Below are 26,141 nucleotides of genomic sequence, written 5' to 3'. Positions count from 1 at the left end.
ACCTCTTAAACATTTTGAGTTTTTTCACTGGACTGAATGTAGGCAGCAACCGCTAACATCGTGACGATTAATAGCGGAATCGATAGCGACCAAAATTCAGCCGAAGGGACAAAGTAGGCTGCACCTGTTCCACCCAGAAAGAATCCGATTAACAGCGGTGAAGTTAGCTTAATCTGCGTCAGAGCATAAGTCGCTTCTACCTTTGTTTCCTCAGTGGGTTGCGAGAGTTTAGCACTGACGTAGTGAACTAAATTGATCGTAAAGTTCGTAAAGTTCCCGGTCATTACAGTAGTAGGAAAAAATCCTGTGAATGAAGTTGCCGCTTCTTTCATCAGTGCATTCTGAATTCCCATCGCAATTACGCCCGTAACGGCGATCGGGAACATTAGATAATCCTGAGCATCAATCACCAAAGTGGCTGAATACTGCAATCCCACGACCATAAAGATTCCAAGTGCGATCGCTTCTGCAATCAGCAACACAGGCAGCACTGCCCAACCTCGTTTCCTGGCAAATCGAGCCGTCAGCGAAGTGGCAACAACCGCCAGCATAAAAACGGGCAGCATCGAAAGCCGTAACACCGTTGTGAGAGGGTCAGAACTCGCGAAGGCTGAACCTGCTAAGGCGATATTTCCGGTCACGTGGGCTGTAAAAATTCCAAACAGAGTGATAAATGCAGCCGTATCGACGAACCCGGCGACCCAACTGAGTAAAAAGCGAGCAGGTCCATCGCTGGTCAAGAAGGCACTGAGACTAAACGCCTCTTTTTCAGGCAAACTAACAGTCATAGGATAGTTTCTGGGAGGTAAAGGAAATCTGGGAAGATTCCGATCGATTGTACAGAGTCTCGATCGTGAAAATAGTTAAGCCGTTACGATTCTTCGGTCTCTTTTTTTGGTTTCTTCTCTTCTGCGGGCAAGATGCTCACAACGTTGTATAAGTGCTGTTCGACATCGACTAAGCTTGCCACTTCTGCATCAAGCGCATCAAATCCTGCGGGTGTTTCTCCTTCGGCAAAGTCAGCCGTACAGTTCCAATTTGCCATCAGCGCCACATCAGTGTTATCGGTGCTGCTCATCAAAACTACAGATTGCGGTGTAGGCTGTTTCAACAATGCGGCTGGAATTAATTTTTCTGCATTGGCGACGACTTTTTCTTGATCGTCTGGAGTTTTCAGCTTGAATTCACTAAATTCCACAACGGCTTCTTTCCCTTTAACCGCTGGAATCATGCCTTCGCGGGCAGTCTGCGTTTTTCCAAGCTCAAAAACAACGGTTCGAGTGGGAGACAGCGCAGTAGTTTTGGTTTCTTTTGAACTTTCTGTTGGAGTTGCGATCGCGGTTTGATAACTTTCTAGATCTTTCCATTGTGATAGGAAGATCAGCCGTGTCCCATCATCGCTTTGCAACACCGCAGCCCCTTCAAATCCTGCTGCTTTTTTCAACGATTTATTTGCACCTTTAAGGGATTTCATTGTCGTTTTTTGCGTGGTCGGTGCTGTTTCGTAAATGGTTGCGACATTCACCGCAGTCACACCGGGATCAAATGCGATCGATTTAAGCGGTTTGACGGCTTCTGCATGATCGGGAAATCCGACCAGAACACTTAAGCTCAGTAAGATGGCGACTGCGATCGTACTAAATTTACGGCTGAGAAATCTGCACATAACGGTTATTTTTCTCCATCTTCTAAAGTGATGTAAAACACAAGAAGCAACACTATCTAGAATTGCAAATTTTCAGAATATCAAATGTCTTACAATGATTAAAACAATGCAAACAGTATCAGCAGCTACATCACTTTTTTCTCAAGATGAAAATACAAAATTACTCAATCGATTGAAGCGATCGCAATGCTAATTTTCGACTAAATTTCCTCACGTATACAGCATACAGGTAGATTCTCGTCTATCTCAAGGGGGATTTCTCAATTAGCTTCTGTAAATTGCGAAACATCGGTGATCGATAGCGAGTAGACCAATCAGCTTGTAAAGCGCCAACCATAAGCAAATAACCAAGAACCGATCGCGCCGCCCGTGAAGAAAATCACCATATAAATCGTGGTTAAGCGGTTGTGAATCTCGATCGGTAAACTATAAATTTTTGCTTTATTCGAGATTTGTCCTGCCTGCGTTCCCAAATCCAATAAAATCGCGCCTAGAATTAATCCCCAAAGCGTGGTGTAAAACTGACAAAGGATCAAGAGCGCGATCGCAAAAAGCCCGATCGCAATTTTCAGCATCAAACGCGGGCTGGTCTGATCGGTCATTCGTCCCAACCAGGGAGAAGCCGTTGCCCCAATCATTCCAACTAAGCCGAACAGTCCTGCCACTTCGCTGTGAAATTCAAACGGCGGACGTTCTAATACAAAAGGCAATACCGCCCAAAATCCACTGTAAGACGCAAATAAAACTGCTCCTGCAATCGATCGCTGTCTCAATGCAGAATGTTCTGCTAATAGCATCGGTAACGATCGCAGTAATCCAAAATATGAAATTTCAATCGCTGAAGGTGACGTAAAAGGTAATTGTTTCAGCAACACGAATCCTAATGCAATCATCAACGCTGCGGCAATCCAGAAGATCGATCGCCATCCAAACGATCCCCCTGCCAACCCACCTGCAACTCGACCCAGAATAATCCCGACCAATAAGCCGCTCATCACGGTTCCAACAATTCGCCCCCGTTGTTCTGCATCCGCCAACTGTGCCGCAAATGGAATAAGCAACTGAGGAACTACAGCGGTAAGTCCGATCGCACAACTCGCTGCCAACAGTCCATTCAATCCTGAAGAAACCGCCGCCAAAATTAGCGCGATCGCATTCAATCCACTTAATCCGACGATTAACTTCCTTCGATCGACCCGATCGCCCAATGGCACAAATAATAAAAGCCCGATCGCATAAGCAATCTGAGTCAGTGTTGGAATGGCACTCACATCAGAAACAGAAATATTCAAATCCGTACTAATCAGTGCTAGAAGTGGCTGATTGTAATAAAGACTACCGATTGAAATCGTACAAGCGATTGTAATTAGCCAAAGGGTGTTGTGTCGAAGGGTTATAGCTGGATTCATAAATTCTATTCGGGGTAAGGGAATGCTCTTTTACCGCCAAAGTATCCTGTATACAGCGAAATGAAGCGGTATACTTTAACACCGATTCCAAACGGAGAGCATACTGTATACAAATAGAACTTCTGCCCAAAGAACTCACCCCTCTAGAGAGAGGGGTTTAAAGAAGTCTTTATCTGGTGATTGAAAAGCGAAATTCAAATGCAATGTTGTTTAATCTGAAGAACAGGGATGCACAGTCCGCGAATGAATCAATCCTGTGCATAGAGGTTTTACGATAATGTCCAAGACTGTGATTCTCCATACTTATCGAGGTGGATCTGGTACATCCACGCTCACTGCAAATCTGGCGGTCTTACTTGCGATGCGTGGAGCACGAGTCGGCGTGATTGATGCGGACTTATATACCCCTGGATTGCATCTGTTGTTTGGCATTACAGGTGATGCCCTCACTCGATCGTTTAACGTTGCCTATTTACAACAAGAGCAACCGATCGCAGAACTCGCTTATGATGCCACTCATTTATTAAGCGATCGAGGTCGATTATTCGTCGTTCCTTCTAGCGCTACTCTTCCCGCGCTCACCCGAACACTAAAAGAAAGCTACGACCCGATCCAACTAAAACAAGGCAGCCAGCAATTTATTCGAGCGTTTGATCTGGACTATCTACTGATTGATACTTATCCTGGAGTTGATACGTCTTGGATCACGTTTGCGAATCAGGTATTGCTGGTGATGCGTCCAGATCAGCAAGACTTTAAAGGAACCGCAATGCTCACGACCGCATTGAAAGGATTCGAGGCTTCAGTGCGCGTGATTTTGAATCAAGTCGTAGATCGATCGCAAATCCAAAGCCTGAGAGATCAAATCGAACGCGCTTATCGAATTCCTGTTGCAGGTGCATTCGAGTGGATGCCAGAAATGGCGCAAATTGGCAGCAGTCGATTATTCTGCTTACAGTATCCAGAGCATCCGTTCACCATTTCGATGCGATCGCTGAGTACTCAAATCGTGAGTAGTTGATACAAGATATAGAGATTCTTGAAGGTTTCGGGCGGGATAACCCATTAGAATATCAATGGATGCTTCGCGTCTGAGACAGCATCTGTAATTCTCGTTTTTAGGAAGGTTCGGGCGACATGGCACTTTTGACCACTGGTGGACAATTGATCAAAGACCTGGAAACTCACGGCGCGATCGCTGCTTATGTGCCGCTCGAAGGTGGCTTTGAAGGTCGATATCGTCGTCGAATTCGCACCGCAGGCTACAAATCTCTCAGCATTACGGCACGAGGATTAGGTGATGTCGCGGCATATTTGACCGCAGTGCATGGCGTTCGTCCCGCTCACCTCGGCAAGAAAAGTACGGGATCAGGAGCGGCAGTTGGGTATACCTATTTCATTCCGCCGATCGTGACCACACAGATCGAGCAGTTGCCTCCGAAGTCGAAAGGACTATTGCTCTGGATTATCGAAGGGCACATTCTATCGAGCCAAGAGCTTGAATATTTGGCGAATTTGCCGAAGATTGAACCGCGTGTGAAAGTTGTCATCGAAGTGGGCGGAGAGCGATATTTCCGTTGGCAACCTTTAGAACAGGTGATTGCAGCATAATTTTTGTCTAATCTTTCGCCAAGCATGTCCCACAGGCATTAGAAGTACAATCTAGTGTTTGTGGGACATTGTGTATCTTTCTGACCAAATTTGGAATCGCTACGTTCTCACTCTGCAAAGAAACTTGAAGCAATTCGCACTTAAACAGAGCGTGAAACCTGCCCCTATTAACAACTGTTACGGTTTCGTTAAAGCTGTAAACACCCGGTGATAGGATGCCTAAAAACGTTTAGAGCGAGACCTATGTCAGAGACTCTTACTGGACAAGCACCTTTGTTCGGAGGCAGTACAGGCGGACTGCTAACCAAAGCCCTAATTGAAGAGAAATATGCCATCACATGGAGCAGCCCCAAAGAGCAAGTCTTTGAGATGCCGATGGGTGGTGCAGCCAAGATGCGCCAAGGCGACAACTTGCTGTATTTAGCTAGAAAGGAACATTGCCTTGCCTTGGGTGGACAACTTCGCACGAAGTTTAAGATCACCAACTACAAGATCTATCGCATTTTCCCCGATGGCGAAATTCAGTACCTGCACCCCAATGATGGTGTCTTCCCTGAGAAGGTTAATCCGGGTCGTGTTGCGGTGAACAGTGTTCCTCGCAACATTGGTTCAAATCCTGAACCCGCCAAATTGAAGTTCAGCGGTCGTAAACCCTACGATCCTTAGTTTCGATTGTCTCGATCGTGCTTTTAGGAGCCAGAGTTTAGCCTTCTCGGTTAAAGTTTGGCTCCTTTTGCTTACAGGTACTCGGAATGATAAACGAATTGAATGTATCAATTTGAGTTGCTCATTCAAGAAATAAAGGTGTTTAGAGTATCCGGTAAACGATTCTGCTTCAAACCGCTATTTTGCAGCCTTGAGATCGCCCTACTCATTCTCGCTGCTGGCTGTACAATTCCCGTGTCTGAGTCCAAACCGTCCCAGTCTGAAACTTCACCCCTATCTACTAGCCCCATTCCAACTCCAGCGATTTCTGCTCAACTCCCAGAGCCTGAAAGTTTTGCCCAATGGTGTCGCCGAAAAAATTCTGTCCCTGTAGAAACTCAGCACACAATCAATGTGTTGCTAAAAATCGCTGGAACGAATAACTGCGAATCCGCAGATGCCAAACTAAGAGCGCCTTATCGTCGTTCTCTCACGCTCACAAACAAGGGAATTAGCGATCTCAGACCGATCGCGAGTTTTAAGCAGTTAGATAACCTCTTGCTTGGCAATAACCGGATTAGCGATCTAACACCACTCGCTCATTTAAGTAATCTAGAGTATCTCCAGCTCCGTAATAATCGGATCAGCGACCTCAGACCGATCGCAGGCTTACCAAAATTGTCTTACATTGGTCTCAGTGATAATCAGATTAGCGATTTACGACCATTGACCAATTTGAGTACGTTGTCCACGCTCGATTTGAGTCGTAATCAGATTAGCGACTTACCGCCGATGGCTAGGATGAAGGGATTGGCAACCCTCGATCTTAGAGGCAATCAGATTAGTGATGTTAAACCCTTGGCAGAGTTGTCTGAACTGAGATTACTTGTTCTCAACGACAATCAGATTACTGATTTACGATCGCTGTCCACATTACAGAGGCTACAACAGCTTCACGCCCATCAAAATCCGCTTTCTACAAAAGAATGCCCCGTCAAAGGAAAACTTGCTGAGCCTTTTGCTTCTGATCCTTTGCTTGCTGCTCTTGCTGCTGATGTTTGTAGGTTTGATTAGGTCGAAATAGTACGCCATTGCTGCGTAAACGGATGCGATCGATAAATCATCGTGGCATAGAGACGCTAAAAAGCTTGTATTCTAACTGTACGGTTATCCTAAGCTTCTATGATTTTTCCCGATTTTTCTCAGTTCCAAGAACTGGCACAGCAAGGAAATTTTGTTCCGGTTTATCAAGAATGGGTGGCTGATCTAGATACACCCGTTTCAGCGTGGTATCGCGTCTGTGATGGACAGCCTTATAGTTTTCTGCTGGAATCGGTCGAAGGCGGGGAAACGATCGGGCGATATAGCTTTTTAGGGTGTGATCCATTGTGGACTTTGGAAGCAAGAGGCGATCGTACAACTCAAACGCACCGCGATGGAACTCAGAAGGTTTTTGAGGGCGATCCGTTTGCGGCTTTGTCTGAATGTTTAGCGCCCTATCATCCCGTAAAACTCCCAGAATTGCCGCCAGGGATCGGTGGCTTGTTTGGGTTCTGGGGATATGAGCTAATTAAATGGATCGAGCCGCGTGTGCCGATTTATGAGGCAACAGAGGACGATTTGCCCGATGGATTGTGGATGCAGATCGATCAGGTGTTGATTTTTGATCAAGTGAGGCGAAAAATTTGGGCGATCGCTTATGCCGATTTGCGCGATCCGAATACCAATTTGGAAGCAGCTTACCAACAAGCTTGCGATCGCGTCACTCAATTGGTGAATAAACTAAAATCTCCACTGCCTGAAAAAACGCGATTGTTATCTTGGCAGCCCAATAACAGTTCGTCGATCGCTTGGACAAGTAATACAACGAAAGAAGACTACTGCAAGAACGTTGAAACTGCGAAAGCTCACATTAAAGCGGGCGATATTTTCCAAGTGGTCATCTCTCAGCAGTTAAACTCGGAATTTGTGGGGGAACCGTTTGCATTGTATCGATCGCTGAGATTGATCAATCCTTCGCCGTATATGGCATATTTCAACTTCAACAATTGGCAAATCATTGGATCGAGTCCAGAAGTTTTAGTCAAAGCAGAACGATTGAATCCAGCAGAACCAAAAATTGCTACGGTTCGCCCGATCGCTGGAACTCGCAAACGTGGTAAAACTCACGCGGAAGATCTCGCTTTAGAACAAGACTTGCTCAATGATCCGAAAGAAGTTGCAGAACACGTCATGTTGGTTGACTTAGGGCGCAACGATTTAGGGCGCGTCTGCATCAATGGAACGGTGAAAGTCGATGAACTCATGGTGATCGAGCGTTACTCTCATGTGATGCATATTGTGAGTAATGTTGTCGGACAGCTATCACCGGATAAGACCGCCTGGGATTTACTCAAAGCAGGATTTCCAGCAGGAACGGTCAGCGGTGCGCCAAAGATTCGAGCGATGGAGATTATTCATGATCTCGAACCTTGTCGGCGTGGAGTCTATTCTGGTGCTTACGGGTACTACGACTTTGAAGGGCAATTGAATAGCGCGATCGCAATTCGTACAATGGTTGTCCGCGATCAAGGGAATGGAAAACATCGCGTTCAAGTGCAAGCGGGTGCAGGACTGGTCGCGGATTCTGTACCAGAGAGTGAATATCAGGAAACGCTGAATAAAGCGCGAGGACTATTGGAAGCGATTCGATGTTTGCAGGGCTAGTATTTTCACGCGATGTGCAACATTCAGAACAATCAACCCGTCAGTACAATTGACCCTCCACTCATTCGCACAATGTCTATTTCTAAGATGGTTGCCAACTTAATTGCGGTTGGAACGATCGCATCACTTTCTGTACAAAATCCAGTTCAGGCACAGACGACTTTCCCAGATGTAAAGCCGGATTATTGGGCAGCACCGTTTATTCAGCCTTTAGTCGATCGAGGAATTATTCGCGGTTTTCAAGATGGAAATTTTCGCCCCAATGATCCAGTGACTCGCGCTCAGTTTGCCGTCATGGTCGGAAAAGCATTCGATCGACCAACGGTACGGAACGCAATTCGCTTTACCGATGTGCCAACTAATTATTGGGCGGCGAGTGATATCCAAACCGCCTACAGAGAAGGCTTTTTCAGTGGCTATCCCGGCAATATATTTAAACCTGCTCAATCTATTCCCCGTGGTCAGATGTTTCAAGCGCTGTCAAGCGGATTGAAGTTGGACTATACGGGCAGCTTTTTATCGATCGTAGGTGCATTCAAGGACTACGAATCGATTGAAGATTCTGTCACCGATGGCGTAACGGCGGCAGTGTGGCGCAGGATTGCAGTCAATTACCCAGATCCAATGGCTCTTAATCCAAATCGATCGGCGACTCGTGCTGAAGTTGCTGCTTCGATTTATCAAGCACTGGTCTACACGGGCAAAGCTCCGAAAGTTGAATCTCCGTATCTTCGTTACTAGACTTCTTGCGTGAATCCTTGTGCCTTAGCTAATTGAATTCGCGGCTAAACAAGGCGGACTCACCTCTAAAACTGGTTGTTATACCAAATCGATTTTTGAGTGCGATAGATGTTGGAAGTCCGCTAAACCCCTCACTCGTGGGAGACTTTGAAGAGTGAATGATGCTTAGAGGGTGTTTGAGAAGTCATCGTTCATCGCATTCACCCGCCCGGAAATAAATCTCCGGGCTAATTGTGGGAGCCCACTAAACTGGGCTAAGAACTCCGTATTACGCTCTTAGCCCGCTTCAGCGGGGTTTCCTCCATTAGCCCGGAGATTCATTTCCGGGCGAGCTTGCAACGCAGCAAAGCCGCTTTTTATTCTTCTCAAACCCCCTCTTAGACCTTGAGGAACTTGTCTTGGTCTTAGGTTTCATTCTGGGGGATTTAGGGGACACAACCAAAACGAAGCCAATCTACAAATTCCGCTGAAACTCTTCCAACGTATCAATCAAACTCACCTGACACTGCATCGGCAACAAATCGAGCAGGGGAACTTCGCGCTTCCCGCCGCCCAACTTCACCGCAATGCCCTGCACAATTTTCAGAACTTCGTCTTCCTGAATCGTTTTGCCACTCGAAACTAATGGAAACAGACGTTCAGCTAACACCGTATGCAGGTGAGCATCATTCAAATAGAGATGCCATTTTGCAACATCGATATAGACCGATTCACCGATCTCCGCCGCCAAAGCCTCGATCGCTTCTGAAGTACTAGAGGTAGCCATAACTGTATTTAAGGGTTCAATGATTAAACCGTACTCATTCTAGGATGACGAAAACTCCTACCTCTTGGTTGATTTTGACGGTTTTTCTTTCGGTTTGAATCCGGTGGCTTTTGGCGTGGTCGCTGCAACAGGTTCAGAATAATCCGCGATCGCAAAGATATAAATCGCATGAGCAACCAAGACCGCAAGCCACGCACCCGTTACCCAAATCGACCAATCCCAATCTGCTTTCTGAAGCGTGCGGAAAAACCAGATTCCTGAATTACTCGCAGCAAATAGAGCAACATGAGTCGCAAATGTCATTCGATCGTCAAGTTTGCGAAAGTCTGCATCTTTACGATCGGGAATACGAGACCAACGAGGAGGCATAAGTACTAAGAGAAATAGACGGACTCTTTTATTGTGACATCCTCAGCGACTCGCCGCATTCTACGGCAGGAGTTTATCGGTATCATTTATTCTTCTCTAAGTTTGCTAGGATAGGCATCGCTGCTTTATTTATCTATCTATTCAGAACTCATTAACAGGGGAAGAACAACTATGGTGTCTCAGCCAAGTTCACTTGATTCGCCTGCGATTCATGTGCTTTTAGTCGAAGACAACCCGGATGATGCGGTGTTAATTCGCAGAACTTTTTTACGGGCAGGACGAAACCATTGGAAACTTGCACAGGTTGAACGATTAGAGGAAGCTATCTCAATCTGCAAAGAATACAAAGCGCAAGCAGGTCAAAACTTTGATGTGATTCTGCTGGATCTGCGTTTACCCGATTCGTCCGGATTGGGGACGGTGCTGAAATTTCGTCAGGCAATTCCGGATATTCCAGTCGTCGTCATTACTGCGATCGATGATGAAGATCTCGCACTTGCATCAATTCGAGCAGGAGTGCAGGATTATTTAAGCAAGGAAGATATTACGATTCAACAATTAATTAGAGCCGTGAGATTCGCGATCGAGCGGAGTGCGGCGCTCACTCAAACTTAAAGGGCTGAGAAGATTCTTCGCTTCGATTGCATTCCGACCGTGATTGGAAATCACGGTCTATCGAAACAAAGTCCACTAAAGGGGACTGAAAACCTCTTGTAGCAAGCTCCTCAGTCTGTTTCAACAGACTTTGTTCCGATAGCCCCGAATTCATTCGAGGGGCGATTCATGCAATAGACAACTAACTTTAAAGCATCCTTTTGGAACGAATCCGAAATTTCGCTTTCTTCCTCCAAAGTTTTTCACAATTGGCATTTATTATCGGGAGTGAATTGCTCTATTGCGATGGTGATTCTCAACAATGAATGCTCAACGCCTGACTTTTGACGATATCTATCGGTTTTTCCAAACCCCACAACCGATTTTCCTCAATCAAGAACTGACTGTATGTTATCTGATGTCGATTCTCGTCGAGTCAGAATCTTACGGAACAGAACTCGTACAAAATCTAAAACAGAACTATCCAAACTATCGGCTGTCAGATACGATTTTGCAAAGTTCGCTTCGGTTTCTGGAGAAGCAGGAGATTATTACAAGCTACTGGAAAAAACCAGAAAAGCGAGGTCGTCCCCGCCGAATGTATCAGCTTCGCCCAGAAGCACGATCGAAAGCCGAAGAGTTTGCCCAATTTTGGCGCGATTACGTCGAAAGTAATCCGATTCATCGCTTGACCACTGAACCAAGTCCGGTGGCATAACATACTAAAAGCCCCTCCGATGCTGTTGACGATCGAAGGGGCTTTTTAGTTATCTAGAACTGGTTCACTGCCAACGAAGAGTTAAGCCGCAAGTTCAGATCCGATTGATTCACGGAAATCACCTGGTTGCGGTTGCGTCCAAGCAGCAAGCCACCTAAAGCGCCCACGCCTGTTCCGATCAAGACACGACCCAAGGTAATCCGACGATTTCCGGTCACACCTGAGATAATCGCGGCTGCACCTGACCCGATCGCGGCTCCTTTAAGGATGGCATCGGTACTGACACCCCGACGAATTTCCTCAGTGCGGCTGACGACATCGGTTTGAGCATCGATCGCGAGTTGCTGTCCGTTATTCAAAATCAGCGATTCTGCGATAAAGCGAGTTCCACCATTCGCAGGCTCGAAAGCGCCCTTCACTTGGCTACCTGCGGGAATTAAGAGCCGTCCGTTCGAGGTGCGGATATTGTTGGGAACAGTGAGCGTGATCGGAAGCCGTTCGTTTGGAGCGACGACAATTTTCTCAGCATCCCGATAGGTCAATCGAAGCGTAGTTCCAGCGGGAATCCGGACGGCTCCAGTTGTTTGAGAGGGTTGAGTCGGTTGAGAGGGGAAAAGCTGCGCGAGTTGCATTGGAGCGGGAGCCGCCAGTGCATCTTTCGCGAATACGATCGGTGCGGCTCCTGTAGCGGTGACACCCAGAGTTAAGGCAAGCGCAGTCCCAGACTGTAGCTTTTTCAGGTTGAACATAATGGTTTCCTTCCAAGTCGGAAATTTAGCGGCGACAGCTTTTATGACTTGCCAATTGGAAGGAAGGTTCCTCAAATTTAGCCAGTAACGATTTTTGGCACTTTGAAGAATTCGCCATCTCGATCGGGTGCGCCTTCTAAGATCGATTCCCGATTTGAGTAGGGTTGATGTTGATCGGGACGTACCACATTACTCACATCGATCGCACGAGTCGTCGGCTGAACTTCACTCACATCTAACTCACTCAACTGATCAAAGTAGTCGAGAATATTGTTTAGCTGTGTAGTAAATTTCTCCTCTTCTTCGGGAGTGAGTTGCAGGCGGGCAAGATGCGCCACTTTTTGCACTTGTTCGCGATCGATCATGAGACTGTTCCAATAAACCGCTTAGAAGTATACATCGATGTTCGATCGACCCGTCGTTTTTAGCCAGTTCTGAGCTTCGATGTAGTTGTTCGGAGCTTGCAGAATCGCACGTTTCCAATATTCTGCGGCTTCATCAAAGAATTTTTCACTCTCGTCTTCTTTGCCTTCTTCTTTCGCTTTTTCGCCCAGGTAGTGATAGATCACCGCAATATTATTCAAGGCTTGCGGCAAGCGAGGATTTTCTTCTAAAGCTTCCTCATACAGACCGAGCGCTTTCTGGTGATCGCCGTTGCTGGCATAAATCAAGCCCATGTTGTAGAGAATGTAACTACGATCGTTGCCGTCTTCTTCGAGTTTGAGGGCTTCCTCGTAGTTTTCTAGCGCTTCTGCGTATTCGCCATCTGCCTGAGCGGACATTCCATCTCGATAATAGGCAAAGGCTTCTTTTTCCTTACGGCTGGCGGGAAAAACCTTCAGAATGATATCCGCCATGACGGTAAAGCTTTTATCGATGAAGTTGTCGTTGCGTTGGGATCTAGGCATAAGACTTGGAAAGAGGTTTGTTATTAGCGCGAGACATTTTTTAGTTTAGCGCTCAATCGATCGCAGCTTCTAACTCAGTCCATAAGACGATACATTTTTCCAAAGCTTTGCACTGTAGCAATCCTAAATCGGTTGTAAATTGCCAGAGTGATCGTGCCCCCTAGCCCCCAAGCTTGGGGGAACAAGAGTCTTAGCCCCCAGAATTGGGGGTTTGGGGGCGTTCCCGGATCTTACAACTCAAACCGGATTGCTATAGATCTTTATGCTCACCACAGTTCCATATCGTTGCGAACAACGTCCATCGTACCGCTTTTAATTTCGTAGGGACTTTTCCCTGTGCGAACGGTAACAACTGTAATAGATGGACTGTTCCATGCTCGCTGTTGCGCCTCTTGTTTTGCTCGATAAATCGCACCGTCTGGATTGCGTTCGTGGGCAATGATGTCCTTCCCACACAGGATCGCGTAGGGCATTCTAAACATGATGAAAATCAGGAATAAGGTTTGATTCCAGGATTATACTGGTCAAATAAAAATAATATCTAACTTAAGGGGGATGCTATTCGGAAACGTTGCCTGTAGCCAACCAAAGCAAAATCGAGCGCAACCTTGAACGTTCTGGTTTCGGTTCCACCTCACTTTTGGGAAAGCGCTACATTGGGGAAAAGATAGTTCTGCTTAGGAACACCCGTTTATGAGCGCACCCCTCAATCCCGCGATCGAAAAAGCGATCGAATCCCTCAACTACCGCGCCACGGTGGGAGATGTCGCTGCCCAAGCTGGCTTGAATGTGAATTTGGCTGAGAAAGGACTGCTTGCCTTAGCTTCTCAAGCGGATGGACAGCTACAAGTGGCTGAAACGGGCGATGTTGTGTATGAATTTCCCCAGAATTTTCGGTCTGTGCTGCGGGAAAAAGATGCTCGAATTCGCCGCAAAGAGACGCTAGACAAAATTTGGCGAATCTTGTTCTACCTGATTCGGATGTCGTTTGGGGTCGTGCTGATTTTGCTGATTGTGGCATCATTGCTGGCAATTATTGCGCTGACGGTAGCAGCAAATTCCAGTCGCGATGATGACAGTGGCGGAAATTTTTCAATGCCGACGGTTTGGTTTAGCCCGGATATTTTCTGGATTTTTACGCCTGATTACGATCGTCGTCGCACAACTCAACAAAAGAGCGAGTTGAACTTCCTCGAATCGATTTACTCGTTCCTCTTTGGGGATGGCAATCCGAATGTGGATTTAGAAGAACGACGCTGGCAATCGATCGGGGCTGTGATTCGTCACAATCGCGGAGCGGTGATTGCAGAACAAATTGCGCCCTTTCTTGATTCGATCGATACATCCGATCGAGAGTCAGAACAGTTTATGCTTCCGGTTCTGTCGCGATTTGATGGACGACCTGAAGTGACTCCTGAAGGACAATTCGTTTATCACTTCCCCTCTCTGCAAACGACTGTTTCACAACAAGATCGAAAATGGTTGCCTGCGTTCTTGCGTGAATCGGTGTATCAATTCAGCAAAGCGAGTTCTGGACAACGAACTCTGGCGGCAACTCTGGGCGCAGTATTGTTAGTTCTGGCACTGGTTCTTACTGCATTGACGCTTGGAGCAGGAGCGGGAATTTTAAAGGCGATCGCGTTCGTCTCTCTCGGTTACAGTGCTGCTTATTTGATCATTCCAATCATTCGCAACTTCACAATCAAAAGACGCAACGCCAAGATTCTAGAGCGCAACCGCGATCGAGAACTCAGAGCAAAACAATTGGCAAATCCAACTGTGCAGCACAAACTCGCGTATGCAGAACAATTTGCGGCTGAAACGGTGATTCAACAATCGGATCTGATTTACTCCACCGATCGAGATTTGATCGAACAAGACCTTGAACGATCGACGCAAATTGATGCGGAATGGGAACGGCGGTTAGAGGGCAATCAGGATTCAACCCAACAAAATTCAACTCGCGAGAACTTGACGGATGCAGAATGGCAGCGTCGATTAGAGGGACGGGAATAACCCAAAAAAGATCGTCTGAATTACAGCAAATCCAATTAGGATAAGAGTAAGGAGCTTTACAATATTTAGTGAAGTTCCGAACTTACCCGCGATCGCCCCCGCTAAAAATCATGGCTTTCTTCCGTCAATACATTGCCCCGCTGATCGTTGTTTTAGTGTTCGTGTTTTCGCTCGTGGTTGTGAGTGCGCGAATTTTTCTGCCGAGTGATATGGCTGCCCCTGCCCCGATCGAAGAACCCAGTCCTACAAGCGATAAGGCTCAAGCCCCTGATGCGGATGCGGTTGCAGGATTACCAGCGAATCTTGCGCCTTTTATTCAAGGCTTGCCCAACGATCCGACCCAGCTTTAGATGACGGAATGGATTGAAGGATATCGACTCGATCGCGGTTCTGGAGGAACGAGAGAACGCGATCGCTTACTTTCTTTCATGCAGCAAACTTACGCCGAACTATTTCCGGGTGGTGAATTCTCCTACTTGAAGAGCACGATCGAGCAATTTTTTTCGCCAGAAACGCCGCTGTGGTGGGTGCAAAAAACGAACGAAACGCACTGGAATCCGGTGGCAGGGTTATGGCTTGGAAGCGCGATCGATCAAGGTACAGGAGCAAGACAGGCACACATTCTACTTTTATATGTAAAGCCAGATCATCGACGGAGAGGTATTGGAGCGGCGCTAGTACGCTACGCTGAAACATGGGCAAAATCGCGCGGCGATCGACAAATCGGACTGCAAGTTTTTGAAACGAATTTGCCCGCACTGGAACTTTATCGCGCTCTGGGCTACGAAACTCAGTCGCGGTGGATGACCAAATCGATCGACCCTGCCGAATAAAATAAATCCTATGTATAGCGACGACGAGTTAAAACTTTTAGATATTGAAGCTGATTTAGCCGATCCGTTAGATGACATTCCTGCGATCGAAGATGAGGTCGCGCCCAAACCTGATCCGGATGCGATGCTTCCATTGTTAGCATCTTCGGATATTCAACAGCGAATGTTGGCGGCACGAGTATTCTGCGATGTGCAGGATCACCGAGCGATTCCGCAGTTGATCAATCTTTTGAGCGATCCTTGTCCGTTGGTGCGGGTGAGCGCGGCGTATGCGTTGGGACGAAATCCGAGTCCGGATGCGGTGGAATCGTTAATCGATCGATATAACCAAGATTGGAATGGCTATGTGCGGAAGGGGATTGTCTGGGCGTTGGGAAATTGTCGCGATCGTCGATCGTTGTTTACTCTCACTGATGCTGTGATTAATGATATTTCTGCGGTAAGGCTCTGGGCGGCGAGTTCTTTGGCGCAGATGGCAACTTTGGGATATGAAACGATCGTGGCTGCGGTTCCACCTTTGATCGAAGGATTGCGACGTGATCCGGTGGCTGCGATTCGGAGTAATTGCGCTTGGTCGTTGGGCGAATTGTGTCGAGAAATGCCCTCGAATGTGATTTACGCAACTGCGATCGATGCTCTAATCGAAGCGTTTGCGGAAGATGAAGATACCGGAGTGCGCGAAGATGCCAAAGCTTCAATGCTGAAAGTGGGCGATGCACGTGGATTGCAGGTGATTGAAACTTTGGAGCAGGAAGACTGGTTTTAGAGAAACTTGGAAAGTGTGTTGCCTTCGGCTAACCGAAGCTTTCCGCGCTTCACGGATCAAGCGGACTTCTCACCCCTCTCCCGCCGCGATTCAGGACATGCGTGTAAATCATCGTTGTCTGCATGGGGATACTTCCGCTCTAGGGCGAATGGCAGATGTACTGAACCATAACCACGATCGAGGTCGAGTTGATGAGCGCGACGCACTCGCTCCAAATACAGCTTTAACGGCTCCACCAAACTCGTCGGCAACATCGTCACGCGGCTAGCCTTTCGGGTTCCGCACGATGATTTGGTGTTGAGCGAAGTCTAAATCTTTCACCCGCAGATTCAAGCCTTCATTCAACCGTATCCCACTGCCATATAGCACTTGTATTACTAGTCGCGGCACTCCTCCTAAGTGTTGAAGCACCGATCCTACTTCGTCTTTGGTCAACACTGTTGGCAATTGCTGCGGTTGTCTGGCTCGAATCGCATTGATCGACTCGTCTAATTCTTGTCGCAACACCTCGCGATAGAGAAATAGTAAGGCACTGAACGCCTGGTTCTGGGTTGAAGCTGCCACCCGCTCTTGCACAGCGAGATGCGTTAAAAAGGCTTCGACCTCGATCGCGCCCATATCTTTCGGATGCTGCTTGTTGTGAAATAGGATAAAACGGCGAATCCATTGAACGTAAGCTTCTTCAGTGCGGTAGGAATAGTGCCGAACCCGAATGGCATCGCGCACTTGGTCTAACAGCTTTTTGGGCGGTGGTGTCATCTCTCAATCCTTCTCATCCATCAAATCGGATTGAACAGGATCTTAGGCGGAATAGTACAAGCTTTCTTTGAGAAGAAATACGGAGGTTTTCCGCCTAACTCCCCTGTCGAGGGGTAATATGCAGAACGTAAGTCGATCTAATGTGTCAAATCTCAGCATTAGGCAGAACGAGTCGATCTAATCTCCCAGTCTGAGATGTTATGCCGACTCTTAGCAGCCTAACTCACCCGACGAGGACATTCGATCGACAAAATTCAGTCTAATGTCCTGATTTGGGATGATTAGGAGGAAAGAGTCAGTCTAAATAATAGTTAGCCTGCAATCCTAATTTCTGCGTTAGCGTGAGAATGCAACTCACAGTGAGGGAGAGATATGAGTTTTGATTTCTCCACTGCCTCAGATTCAGCAACAAATCCGTTGAGTTATTTCTCTGAGCGGGGCGAAGATTACGAAAAATATCGCCCGATTCACTCCGCCTCAGCGATCGATATAATCTTGTCAGGCTTAAACCCAATGCAGTTAGCTGCCGCTGATATTGGAGCAGGCACAGGAATTGGGGCGCGGTTGTTGGCAGATCGAGGGATTCAGGTTGTAGCGATCGAACCTAATGCAGATATGAGAATATCTGCAACCCCGCACGAACGAGTAGAGTTTTTAGCTGGAACGGCTGAACAAATTCCGTTGGAGGCGGCATCCGTCAATCTAGTCACTTCGTTTCAAGCCTTTCATTGGTTTGATTTTACAAAGAGTCTTCAAGAGTTTCACCGTATTTTGAAACCAAATGGGCGATTAGCGTTGGTATGGAGTCTTTGGGATCAAACCGATGCTGTTTCAAAGGAATATACCCGTTTAATCTTTGAAGCATCCAAAGATCTAGAACGTCAAGCGCAATCCTCAATGCAAGCGAAAACATGGTTAAAGAAATTACGCTATCAACTGTTTTGGCAAGGACTATGGCTTCCTGGCTTTGTAAATTTCCAACGACACGAGGTTAGATTTAATCAGCAGTTAGATTTGATTGGGTTGATTGGTCTAGCTCGTAGTCAGGGATTTACCCCAGCAGGAGGAACCGCTCTAGACAAGCTGGTTTCGGAATTAACAGAATTTCACCAGCGCTTTTGCAATATTCAAGGTCAAGTACAGTTAACTTACTGCACTCGTCTATATGTTGCAACTCCAACAATTTTTCGCGTCTAGATTCAAGACAAGGTGTGGTTGAGTAGTCGCGACAAACAGGCTAACAATTCGGTTGCAGCGGCAAGCAGAGTCTCCTCATCTAACGTTCAAGGGTGTTGGTCGCCGCTGAACCGAGCCGTTATGCCGCTTGATTTACACATAAAGCGCAATTTTAAGTTATCGGTTAGAGTGGTTTCGATTAAGCTGTCTTCAGACGGATTATTTTAGGTATGGTGTCGATGTTTGAACGTGATGCACTGGTGGCACAATTAGGTGATCCGTATACTAATCAGGTAGTTGCGCGCTTTAATCGTTTTGCATTCATTCGTGATGAGTTGCTTGAAAATATAGCAGCCAGCGCACTTAACGAGACTTGGGGTAACGGCAATTTTGTTTTGAAATATTACCTTGCTGTTCATATTGCATGGAGCATCGAACAGTGTAATTTTACTCACAGTACTAATCAACTATATATAACTGCTGGTCATTTACAAACAAGGTACGGAACTCCAATTTATTTAGTTTTTGAACGTAATAGAGTAAACTAGCCACCTTGGTATTTAGTGACTGCTGGTTCTCAAATTTCTGCGCCTGAATTACCAGTTCCACCTGACATTCCAGAACCTTTAACGATCAAGCCAGGTGCGAAAATTGTGATGATGCATGATCATATCCTCACCGATCATCCAGAACGCATACCGTTTCTTGCTAATACACCCAGAGTTGCCCAAATGCGCGCTATTGCAGGCTCGATACAGTGGTCTATCAATCGTAATTTGCAATTTTCATACTGGTACTACGGCAAAATGCATTATCTAGCACCCCTCTATCTACAAACCCGTGAAGACATAACTCATGCTCCTGATGCGATTGCGCCAATACAAATCAATGCCAACAGTCTATTAGTCCGCACTGTGCTAGAGCCACACATGGCGTATGCAAAAGCTCGTGTCGCTGTTAAACGCCATGATCAGCTTCCTCCTTGGTTGCTATCAGCATGGCAGCAATATGCAGAGCAAACGTCTGAGGCTACGCTTGAAGATCCCGAAAATGCGGATGGACTATCTGTCGAGAATGTGAACGCGGCATAGCAATTTCTTTAAACAGGCTTTGACTTGTGAGATTCTAAAAGATTGCCAACCCTTCCCCTGACTCGTTATCCTTCAAATAGAAACGATTAGTCATAGGAAACTCAAATGGCAAATAGCATTTCTCTGGAGGAAAGACTTGCATTAGTGGAGGCAGCGATCGCTGAGTTGCAAAAACAAGTTTCGACTTCTTCATCTCCCAATTGGCTGCAACAAATAACAGGCTCTTTCAAGGATGAGCCTGCTTTTGAGGAAGTGCTTGCCTATGGTCGAGCGATTCGCCAAGGCGATGAATCACTCCTTGAAGCGCAAGATGAGCCATGAAATATCTGCTAGATACAGATCATCTGAGCATTCTTCAGAGACAGACAGGGCAGAACTACACCAACCTTTCGGCTCGTATGGCTCACTACCCACTCTCAGATTTTGCGATTTCAACCGTAACCTTTCACGAACAAATGCTGGGTAGCCACACCTACATCAATCGCGCCCGTAATTTGGACGACATGGTGAGAGGGTATGCCATGATGACAAGACTCATTCTCGACTTCAAGGTATTACCTCTCGTCACGTTTGACGCAGATTCAGCCAAGGTGCTAGCTCAACTACAATCGCAGCGGATTCAACCCGGAAAAATGGATGCCAGGATTGCAGCGATTGCTCTGTCTCATGGATTGATTTTATTAACTCGCAATCGCCGAGATTTCGGCAAAGTTACAGGGTTGGTAATTGAAGATTGGACAGTTTGAAACGTTGGTTGAAATAGTCGTGTTGGTCACGCCATAACGATTCTGTTGGAGCGGCGAATCAAGTCGTCTCGCTTCGTTTCAGCGCTACTCGTCGCCGCACAACAGAACCGTTACACAGCACAGATCCCCCCCAGAGTCAGAAGTGCTGCTTGCAATCCTAAGAATTTAATACTCAACGCTAGAGGCTCAGAACGCTTGACAAGACCTGTATCGAGTTCTATCATTCAACCATATGGTTGAGTCAAATGTTGCCCTTGATAGAATTTTTGGTGCTCTCGCCGATGTGACACGACGAGACATCCTTAAACGGGTATTGAAAGCAGAACATACTATCAGCGAATTAGCGGAACCCTATGCGATGTCTTTAGCAGCGATCGCAAAGCACATCAGTGTGTTGGAGAAAGCAGGACTCATTACCAAGCGTCGAAACGGCAAGGAGAAAGTGATTCAGATTCAACCGAAAACTATTAAAGTAGCCGCAGCGTATCTCAGCGAGTATGAAAAAATCTGGAGTGCCCGCTTTGATGCTTTGGAAAAACTACTAGAAGATCAGTAACCAAGTAGGAGGATAACGATATGGCACATCTAAAAGTAATAGTCCCAGAAAATTCACAAAATATCCTGGGCACTGTCACAATCAACGCTCCGCTAGAAAAGGTGTTTGAAGCTTATATCAAAGAAGAACTCTTTACGAGTTGGTGGTGTCGCGGTAATCCGATGAAAGTATATCACTTCGATTGTAAAGACGGCGGGAGTTGGCACATTGCTGAGCAATCAGAAGATGGTAATGAGTATGAGTTTACTGGCTGTTTTCATGACGTCGCTAAGGATAAACGGATCGTGCAGACGTTTGAATTCTTGGGAATGCCGGAACGTGGGCACGTCATGCTGGAAAAAGCTGAGTTTGTAGCCATTGACGAACATACGACTGAGATTCGCACGCACAGCACAGCAATGAACCAGGAAGACCGTGACGGCATGGTTGCAAGTGGGATGGAAAGCGGCTGGCGGCAGTCTGTTGAAGCTCTCGGCAAGCTTTTAGAGTCAGAAAAATAACTACAACTTGCTCTGCCAAAGAATTGATCATGGTTGATGCATCATACGTCAACCTTTACGTCCTGGAGTTTAAAGAAGAATATGATCACTACACCCACAGTCGCCGTGTGTCTCTGGTACGACGAGAAGGCTGAAGAAGCTGCACGGTTCTACACGTCGCTTATCCCAAACTCAAAGATTATAAGTGTCTCGCCTGTAATGGTGACGTTCACGCTTGACGGAGTGCCATTTCAAGCGTTGAATGGTGGATCACAGTACAAACACACCGAAGCTGCCTCGATCTCAGTGACCGCCAAAGACCAAGAAGAGACAGATCGGCTGTGGAACGCACTTACAGCCGACGGCGGCGCAGAAGGTCGATGCGCTTGGCTAAAAGACCGTTTCGGCGTATCGTGGCAAATTATCCCTCACATCCTGCCGAAGCTCTTGGGTTCTTCGGATCGACAAGCGGCAGACCGAGCAATGCAGGCAATGTTGCAGATGACGAAAATCGATATTGAAGCGCTCAAATCTGCATTCAATGCCGCATGAGTGCTTGACAATCAGCCGTATAACAACGCCCATGCACACCGACCGCCGAGAGTTCATTGGTTTTGATGCATAGGTGATCTGCGGCGGGTGATGGGCAACGTTAGCTGTCAAGGAAATTGAACGATACCACACCGAAGCAATCTGTTGAAGATAGAGTGAAAAGCAGGAGAACATTCATGAAAACAATACTTCGTTTTTTGTGGCTAGTCCTCCTCTTTTCGCTCCCATTATGGCTAGCAGCCAGTTTCTTAGATGCAACCAAAATCATTCCCGTCAAGCTGCCCCTGAGTGCGCTGCAATTTCTCTCGGTGCTCGGAGCGGCGATCGTCGTTACCCACCAGGGCGGCGGCTCGGTGCGGGAATTGTTACGACGCGGCATCGACATGAAGCGGATCAAAAACCCGATGTGGTGCGTTGGTATTTTTGTACTGATGCCACTCACGGTTGGGCTATCTTATCTGATGATAGTGTGGCGCGGTGCCCCTGTGTCCGACAAAATGACACCGCTGCTCAGCATTCCGATCTTTTTGCTCGTCTATGGCATCAGCGGTTACTGTGAGCAGATGGGCTGGACAGCGATGATGACTGACCCTCTGCTCAAACATCGCACTGTGATCATGACGGGCTTCATCGTGGGCACAACGTGGGCAGCGTGGCACATCATCCCGTTTATTCAGATGCACAACACGGCTTTGTGGATTATCTGGCAGTGCTTATACACTATTATCTACCGCGTGCTACTTACCAAAGTGTATGTGCTGACGAATTGCAGTGTTTTCAGTACGATCGCGATGCACGCAACTTACAATACTGCCTTTTCGCTGATGCCGTACTACGGCTCGTCATACAACCCGATGTACATGGCAATCTCAACCGTCTGTACAACCATTGTCGTTTTTATTCTCCTCAACTCGCCTCGCAGCGATGAACTCATCACTCATTGACTCAAGAACATGGACAATCAACAAGCCAATAAAACAGCCCATCGAGAGTATTGCCAGAGAACCCAATATCGTTTAGTTCCACTAATTTGGTAGAGAGATTGAAGCAATAAAGGCTTGCCAGCTAACAACACAATGGAGCGGCAAGCGGAATTTTTCGCTTCGTTTTAGTCATCTCATCGCCGCTCATCTTTGCCGTTCTGAAGACTATTTTGAGATTTGCTAGCCTTAGACTTGACCGACAAGATGAAAATGCCATAGGTTTTGCACTATGATTATTACTCTCTGGTCAGTTTTAATTATTTTTATTACGATTGCTCTCACGTCATTGTTTCTATAGGGTCGCCGTAGAAATGACTCATAATTGTTTTTGCAATAATAGGTCTATTGGTTGGAATATTGGTTGAGCTTTTGCTTGAACAGCTGTTTAAAGTCAATAAGCATACTCTAAGTGATGGGATATTTAGCATTTGTAGCGCGATCATGGTAAGCGTCACAATCTTTGCTAGTCAGTGGTATTAGACAAGACTAAAGAGCCAATAACCATTGGTTCACTTAGCAGTTATCGATAATACTAAGACGAGTGGCGATCGCACCTTTTCTCACATCAATTGTGTAAGAACCCGTTTATTGAGAGACGTGACACTGAACAAGTCTGTAGAACTGTGGAGGAGGAAGTTAGCACGACAGCCTCACTTATTAATGAATCTGGAGGAAAACGGATGCGTCGCCAACAAGGTTTGTCGCCAGGCAGTCGCTTAAGAATGGGGGTAGCTACACTGATTGGGCTTGCGCTTGTCTACAGTCCCATGTACCTTCCGAGGTTGCTGCGCTTGGCAAATGTGCAGGGATTACCACGCGGTCCACAGTCCGTCATCCTATGGAATTGGCTAGCGGTTGGGGTGTTGTTCGCCTTTGTTTTCGTTGTTGAAAAACGTGATTTGCGATCGCTCCAGTTCAAGCGCCCTAACACAAAGGATATTGAGTTGTCTGTGACGTTCTGGGGCATTGCAACTGCTGCCTCCTGGATTTCCACTGTAGTCTTACCACCTCAGCAAAATACGGGGATTAGCACTTTGCAGGCGATTCCAATTCCCATACTGATTGCACTGGTTCTGACGACAGCAACGACTGAAGAAATTTTGTACCGTGCCTATCCAATCGAGCGGTTGCAAGATTTAACCATCGGGTGGTTTGCCATAGTGTCTAGTGCCTTCATCTTTATCCTGCCTCATATTGCCTTCTTTGGCTGGCAGTGGCTCATAACTCAGGGGGTGGGCGTGGTGTTACAGTACGTCCTCTATGTGTGGCGACGCAACATCTGGGCGTGTATGCTGATGCATTTTCTTGGTAATGCCCTTATCCTTCTACCTGCTACTGGAATTGTGGGGTGAGCGTAAACCACCGCGATTGAGCAGTTTCGCTCCGAAGCGATAGGATTATAGGCATGGTATATCCAGGCTAATCGGGTAGCCAGGGGATTTTCTCCCCCAGCTCCCACAACACCCCACATGCGGCTCCGCATGGGGCGTTTCCCCAGAACGGTTTAGAGTTGCACCGCGATCGCTACAAGAGCAACCTTGATGCTCTCCAGGGCTGGTTACGCAATTAAGCGCCGACAAATTAGCTCCCCCATCCGGGTTCATCGCCACGTCGAGCTTTACGGCTCCTCCCTGCATTCCGAAGTTCGGTCCTTCACCCTGTCCCACCCATTACGGTGAGCGTTTGGCTACTACGACCTCTGCTGACTTCTGCTCGATCACCCAGAGCGTTCCCGCATCTGTGCGCTGTCCGAGTTCCGTAGGGTTCTGTGGGTTGTCGGTTCGTTTCCAAACCGCCCTCAGTCAGACTCCCGTAGATGATTCGACCGCCATTCGAGCAGATCTCCCCGGATAAGAACGTGAACTGTCTCTGCACAACCGCATCATTTACTGCGTCTCTTGAACCAGAGGGCTTTGTTGTGTTGTGCCAACTTGCCCTAAAGAACGAGCGCCTTCTATGATGTTTCTGTTCGTCGGCTCACAGATTTGCCTCCAGCTTCCTCCGGACATTCCCTCACGAGTTTGCCCTTGCTCTTGGCTAGTGGTTGTCGTCACTCGGCTCCTAAAACTTTCGAGCATTTGGACGCTGGTTCCACCACAGAGGACTTTCACCTCATAAGTTCACGCCCATGCCGGGCGTACACAATTCGGTTGCAGCGGACGTGCAGAGTTTCTTCGTCTACCGTTCTGGTTTTTTCGTCGCCGCTCATCTTTGCCGTTAGAACGCCAATCATCAGTGGCAGTATCATCGGAAGTCTCTTTCCAAGCGGGAATATTTAAGTATTTTTGTACTACAGTCAAATCGTTGTTTAGCTCTAAACACCACGGTGGCTCATGAATACAGGTGTAGCATTCGAGGAATATGTGAGAGACATCTATTTAATGCTATTGAACCTTAAGGATGAGGGGATTGTTGTTTCAAGAGATGCGACCATACGTGGAAAGTCAGATGAGGATTACCAGATTGACGTTTACTACGAGTTTCTACGTGCTAATGTTCGACATAGGGTAATCATTGAGTGCAAAGATTGGAAGCATCCTGTCAAAAGAGAAACAATAAATGCGCTTGAGTCGAAGATACGCGATATTCCAGGGGTAATTGGGGTCATTATCTCTCGGAATGGTTATCAGTCTGGAGCAAAACAGTTCGCAGAGTATCAAGGTATCCTGGCTCTAATTCCTGATGAGTTACCATCGTTGAGTTCTCTTATTGCAGAACGGCTGGCAACTGTTTTACTTCCAGATGAAAGTTGTATTGGTGAACCGTTTTGGACAGTCATGGAAATGAGAGACGGTCAAAATACTGGTTCTTACCTTCCTATCCATCCGCATGATCTGGGTAGAAAACCTTTCATCTCTCTTTTCTTCTCAAAGTATCACGCTCAACTCTTCCTCCACCAAGCCAAACAGCTTAATGGCACAGATATTTCAAACTTGGCTGTGAGGGGGCTACCTCGACATATTCTTAGAGCATTTATCATTCAACTTGAGGTCTTCGAGATTCGTCACGAATTGTTTGAAATGCCTAGTTCAGGCGCATTATTGATGTTTCTTCCTCCAGATTCTCGACAAACAGATCGTTTTGCAATGATTCCCATAAACAGAGAGCAACTAATGAATGAATACTTTGGAGAACAGATTCCAAGCATTCGTGAAACAAAGCTGTGATATTGGGAGTGCGTATTTTCACAACTTCGGCACCCAATTCTCACCGAACTTCGGCAGGTGATTCTCACACAACTTCGGCAGGTCTAGAGATAGCGTAACTGAACCAGGCAAAGATAGCAAATGTTTTTACTGGGT

35 protein-coding genes are annotated in these 26,141 nt (G+C 46.8%); 23 read left to right on the top strand and 12 right to left on the bottom strand.

Annotated features, from left to right (window positions below; genetic code table 11):
- Positions 1-5: 5 nt before the first annotated feature.
- The 3 genes from ACQ4M5_RS28440 to ACQ4M5_RS28430 all read right to left on the bottom strand — a co-directional run bounded on the left by ACQ4M5_RS28440 (position 6) and on the right by ACQ4M5_RS28430 (position 3,075).
- A complete protein-coding gene (locus ACQ4M5_RS28440; protein ID WP_430679139.1) occupies positions 6-788 on the bottom strand; it encodes a YoaK family protein in 783 nt (260 codons plus the stop codon).
- 83 nt (positions 789-871) lie between these two features.
- On the bottom strand, positions 872-1,666 hold the full coding sequence (locus tag ACQ4M5_RS28435) for an antibiotic biosynthesis monooxygenase (protein ID WP_430679138.1): 795 nt from the start codon (positions 1,664-1,666) through the stop codon (positions 872-874).
- Between the two features lie 314 nt (positions 1,667-1,980).
- Positions 1,981-3,075, bottom strand: coding sequence for an MFS transporter (locus ACQ4M5_RS28430; RefSeq protein WP_430679137.1), 1,095 nt, complete (start codon positions 3,073-3,075; stop codon positions 1,981-1,983).
- Between the two features lie 277 nt (positions 3,076-3,352).
- Between ACQ4M5_RS28430 and ACQ4M5_RS28425 the strand changes: the two genes are divergently transcribed.
- The 6 genes from ACQ4M5_RS28425 to ACQ4M5_RS28400 all read left to right on the top strand — a co-directional run bounded on the left by ACQ4M5_RS28425 (position 3,353) and on the right by ACQ4M5_RS28400 (position 8,778).
- Positions 3,353-4,096 (top strand): MinD/ParA family ATP-binding protein, encoded by a 744-nt coding sequence (locus ACQ4M5_RS28425; protein ID WP_430679136.1) that lies wholly within the window; start codon positions 3,353-3,355, stop codon positions 4,094-4,096.
- A 116-nt stretch (positions 4,097-4,212) separates the two neighbouring features.
- A complete protein-coding gene (locus ACQ4M5_RS28420) occupies positions 4,213-4,686 on the top strand; it encodes an NAD(P)H-quinone oxidoreductase subunit N (RefSeq protein WP_430679135.1) in 474 nt (157 codons plus the stop codon).
- Positions 4,687-4,929: 243 nt separating this feature from the next.
- On the top strand, positions 4,930-5,352 hold the full coding sequence (locus ACQ4M5_RS28415; RefSeq protein WP_430679134.1) for a photosystem I reaction center subunit II PsaD: 423 nt from the start codon (positions 4,930-4,932) through the stop codon (positions 5,350-5,352).
- 234 nt (positions 5,353-5,586) lie between these two features.
- The gene (locus tag ACQ4M5_RS28410) at positions 5,587-6,405 is read left to right on the top strand and encodes a leucine-rich repeat domain-containing protein (RefSeq protein ID WP_430679133.1); all 819 of its coding nucleotides are present in this window, start codon (positions 5,587-5,589) and stop codon (positions 6,403-6,405) included.
- Positions 6,406-6,513: 108 nt separating this feature from the next.
- Positions 6,514-8,037: an anthranilate synthase component I gene (trpE, locus tag ACQ4M5_RS28405; protein ID WP_430679132.1), complete on the top strand. Its 1,524-nt coding sequence runs from the start codon at positions 6,514-6,516 to the stop codon at positions 8,035-8,037.
- Positions 8,038-8,109: 72 nt separating this feature from the next.
- Positions 8,110-8,778, top strand: a complete 669-nt coding sequence (locus tag ACQ4M5_RS28400) for an S-layer homology domain-containing protein (RefSeq protein WP_430679131.1) — start codon at positions 8,110-8,112, stop codon at positions 8,776-8,778.
- Between the two features lie 454 nt (positions 8,779-9,232).
- Here ACQ4M5_RS28400 and ACQ4M5_RS28395 read toward each other — a convergent pair whose 3' ends face one another.
- Entirely contained in the window at positions 9,233-9,544 is a 312-nt protein-coding gene (locus ACQ4M5_RS28395) for a DUF3181 family protein (protein ID WP_430679130.1), read from the bottom strand.
- Positions 9,545-9,601: 57 nt separating this feature from the next.
- Positions 9,602-9,913, bottom strand: a complete 312-nt coding sequence (locus ACQ4M5_RS28390) for a 2TM domain-containing protein (RefSeq protein WP_430679129.1) — start codon at positions 9,911-9,913, stop codon at positions 9,602-9,604.
- A gap of 171 nt (positions 9,914-10,084) precedes the next feature.
- On the opposite strand from ACQ4M5_RS28390, the gene ACQ4M5_RS28385 reads away from it, so the two are divergent.
- Together ACQ4M5_RS28385 and ACQ4M5_RS28380 are read left to right on the top strand one after the other, a co-directional pair.
- Positions 10,085-10,528: a response regulator gene (locus ACQ4M5_RS28385; protein ID WP_430679128.1), complete on the top strand. Its 444-nt coding sequence runs from the start codon at positions 10,085-10,087 to the stop codon at positions 10,526-10,528.
- A gap of 301 nt (positions 10,529-10,829) precedes the next feature.
- Positions 10,830-11,225, top strand: coding sequence for a PadR family transcriptional regulator (locus ACQ4M5_RS28380; protein ID WP_430679127.1), 396 nt, complete (start codon positions 10,830-10,832; stop codon positions 11,223-11,225).
- 53 nt (positions 11,226-11,278) lie between these two features.
- Here ACQ4M5_RS28380 and ACQ4M5_RS28375 read toward each other — a convergent pair whose 3' ends face one another.
- The 4 genes from ACQ4M5_RS28375 to ACQ4M5_RS28360 all read right to left on the bottom strand — a co-directional run bounded on the left by ACQ4M5_RS28375 (position 11,279) and on the right by ACQ4M5_RS28360 (position 13,364).
- On the bottom strand, positions 11,279-11,974 hold the full coding sequence (locus ACQ4M5_RS28375; protein ID WP_430679126.1) for a hypothetical protein: 696 nt from the start codon (positions 11,972-11,974) through the stop codon (positions 11,279-11,281).
- A gap of 77 nt (positions 11,975-12,051) precedes the next feature.
- On the bottom strand, positions 12,052-12,339 hold the full coding sequence (gatC, locus tag ACQ4M5_RS28370) for an Asp-tRNA(Asn)/Glu-tRNA(Gln) amidotransferase subunit GatC (RefSeq protein ID WP_430679125.1): 288 nt from the start codon (positions 12,337-12,339) through the stop codon (positions 12,052-12,054).
- Positions 12,340-12,360: 21 nt separating this feature from the next.
- A complete protein-coding gene (locus tag ACQ4M5_RS28365) occupies positions 12,361-12,882 on the bottom strand; it encodes a photosystem I assembly protein Ycf3 (protein ID WP_430679124.1) in 522 nt (173 codons plus the stop codon).
- A 266-nt stretch (positions 12,883-13,148) separates the two neighbouring features.
- Entirely contained in the window at positions 13,149-13,364 is a 216-nt protein-coding gene (locus ACQ4M5_RS28360) for a hypothetical protein (protein WP_430679122.1), read from the bottom strand.
- Positions 13,365-13,575: 211 nt separating this feature from the next.
- On the opposite strand from ACQ4M5_RS28360, the gene ACQ4M5_RS28355 reads away from it, so the two are divergent.
- From ACQ4M5_RS28355 to ACQ4M5_RS28340, 4 genes are all read left to right on the top strand, one after another.
- Positions 13,576-14,898: a hypothetical protein gene (locus ACQ4M5_RS28355; protein ID WP_430679121.1), complete on the top strand. Its 1,323-nt coding sequence runs from the start codon at positions 13,576-13,578 to the stop codon at positions 14,896-14,898.
- Between the two features lie 110 nt (positions 14,899-15,008).
- The gene (locus ACQ4M5_RS28350) at positions 15,009-15,248 is read left to right on the top strand and encodes a hypothetical protein (protein ID WP_430679120.1); all 240 of its coding nucleotides are present in this window, start codon (positions 15,009-15,011) and stop codon (positions 15,246-15,248) included.
- A complete protein-coding gene (locus ACQ4M5_RS28345) occupies positions 15,249-15,731 on the top strand; it encodes a GNAT family N-acetyltransferase (RefSeq protein ID WP_430679119.1) in 483 nt (160 codons plus the stop codon).
- 10 nt (positions 15,732-15,741) lie between these two features.
- Complete coding sequence (locus tag ACQ4M5_RS28340; protein WP_430679118.1) at positions 15,742-16,497, top strand: HEAT repeat domain-containing protein; 756 nt, start codon at positions 15,742-15,744, stop codon at positions 16,495-16,497.
- Between the two features lie 56 nt (positions 16,498-16,553).
- Here the strand turns inward: ACQ4M5_RS28340 and ACQ4M5_RS28335 are convergent, their stop codons facing one another.
- Positions 16,554-16,757 carry a hypothetical protein gene (locus ACQ4M5_RS28335; RefSeq protein ID WP_430679117.1) on the bottom strand — a complete coding sequence of 68 codons (204 nt, stop codon included), beginning with the start codon at positions 16,755-16,757 and terminating at the stop codon, positions 16,554-16,556.
- Between the two features lie 4 nt (positions 16,758-16,761).
- Positions 16,762-17,256 (bottom strand): phage integrase N-terminal SAM-like domain-containing protein, encoded by a 495-nt coding sequence (locus ACQ4M5_RS28330; RefSeq protein ID WP_430679116.1) that lies wholly within the window; start codon positions 17,254-17,256, stop codon positions 16,762-16,764.
- Positions 17,257-17,628: 372 nt separating this feature from the next.
- Here ACQ4M5_RS28330 and ACQ4M5_RS28325 point away from each other — a divergent pair, with 372 nt between their 5' ends.
- From ACQ4M5_RS28325 to ACQ4M5_RS28280, 10 genes are all read left to right on the top strand, one after another.
- Positions 17,629-18,453 carry a class I SAM-dependent methyltransferase gene (locus ACQ4M5_RS28325; protein ID WP_430679115.1) on the top strand — a complete coding sequence of 275 codons (825 nt, stop codon included), beginning with the start codon at positions 17,629-17,631 and terminating at the stop codon, positions 18,451-18,453.
- 218 nt (positions 18,454-18,671) lie between these two features.
- On the top strand, positions 18,672-18,980 hold the full coding sequence (locus ACQ4M5_RS28320) for a hypothetical protein (RefSeq protein WP_430679114.1): 309 nt from the start codon (positions 18,672-18,674) through the stop codon (positions 18,978-18,980).
- 15 nt (positions 18,981-18,995) lie between these two features.
- A complete protein-coding gene (locus ACQ4M5_RS28315) occupies positions 18,996-19,523 on the top strand; it encodes a hypothetical protein (protein WP_430679113.1) in 528 nt (175 codons plus the stop codon).
- A 105-nt stretch (positions 19,524-19,628) separates the two neighbouring features.
- On the top strand, positions 19,629-19,844 hold the full coding sequence (locus ACQ4M5_RS28310; protein ID WP_430679112.1) for a hypothetical protein: 216 nt from the start codon (positions 19,629-19,631) through the stop codon (positions 19,842-19,844).
- On the top strand, positions 19,841-20,269 hold the full coding sequence (locus ACQ4M5_RS28305) for a type II toxin-antitoxin system VapC family toxin (protein WP_430679111.1): 429 nt from the start codon (positions 19,841-19,843) through the stop codon (positions 20,267-20,269). The genes ACQ4M5_RS28310 and ACQ4M5_RS28305 overlap by 4 nt, the downstream gene beginning before the upstream one ends.
- 232 nt (positions 20,270-20,501) lie before the next feature.
- A complete protein-coding gene (locus tag ACQ4M5_RS28300) occupies positions 20,502-20,825 on the top strand; it encodes an ArsR/SmtB family transcription factor (RefSeq protein WP_430679110.1) in 324 nt (107 codons plus the stop codon).
- Positions 20,826-20,845: 20 nt separating this feature from the next.
- Positions 20,846-21,325 carry an SRPBCC domain-containing protein gene (locus ACQ4M5_RS28295; RefSeq protein ID WP_430679109.1) on the top strand — a complete coding sequence of 160 codons (480 nt, stop codon included), beginning with the start codon at positions 20,846-20,848 and terminating at the stop codon, positions 21,323-21,325.
- An 81-nt stretch (positions 21,326-21,406) separates the two neighbouring features.
- Positions 21,407-21,856 (top strand): VOC family protein, encoded by a 450-nt coding sequence (locus ACQ4M5_RS28290; RefSeq protein ID WP_430679108.1) that lies wholly within the window; start codon positions 21,407-21,409, stop codon positions 21,854-21,856.
- 197 nt (positions 21,857-22,053) lie between these two features.
- Positions 22,054-22,800 carry a CPBP family glutamic-type intramembrane protease gene (locus ACQ4M5_RS28285; RefSeq protein WP_430679107.1) on the top strand — a complete coding sequence of 249 codons (747 nt, stop codon included), beginning with the start codon at positions 22,054-22,056 and terminating at the stop codon, positions 22,798-22,800.
- A gap of 806 nt (positions 22,801-23,606) precedes the next feature.
- Positions 23,607-24,191, top strand: coding sequence for a CPBP family intramembrane glutamic endopeptidase (locus ACQ4M5_RS28280; RefSeq protein ID WP_430679106.1), 585 nt, complete (start codon positions 23,607-23,609; stop codon positions 24,189-24,191).
- Between the two features lie 534 nt (positions 24,192-24,725).
- On the opposite strand, the gene ACQ4M5_RS28275 is transcribed toward ACQ4M5_RS28280, so the two are convergent.
- Complete coding sequence (locus ACQ4M5_RS28275; protein WP_430679105.1) at positions 24,726-24,950, bottom strand: hypothetical protein; 225 nt, start codon at positions 24,948-24,950, stop codon at positions 24,726-24,728.
- Between the two features lie 222 nt (positions 24,951-25,172).
- On the opposite strand from ACQ4M5_RS28275, the gene ACQ4M5_RS28270 reads away from it, so the two are divergent.
- Positions 25,173-26,006: a restriction endonuclease gene (locus tag ACQ4M5_RS28270; RefSeq protein WP_430679104.1), complete on the top strand. Its 834-nt coding sequence runs from the start codon at positions 25,173-25,175 to the stop codon at positions 26,004-26,006.
- Positions 26,007-26,141: the final 135 nt, after the last annotated feature.

This window comes from Leptolyngbya sp. AN10, assembly GCF_050565645.1.
Lineage (GTDB): Bacteria > Cyanobacteriota > Cyanobacteriia > Leptolyngbyales > Leptolyngbyaceae > Leptolyngbya.
Note: the sequence above shows the minus strand (reverse complement) of the source record. Positions and strands in the feature narration are given on the sequence as shown.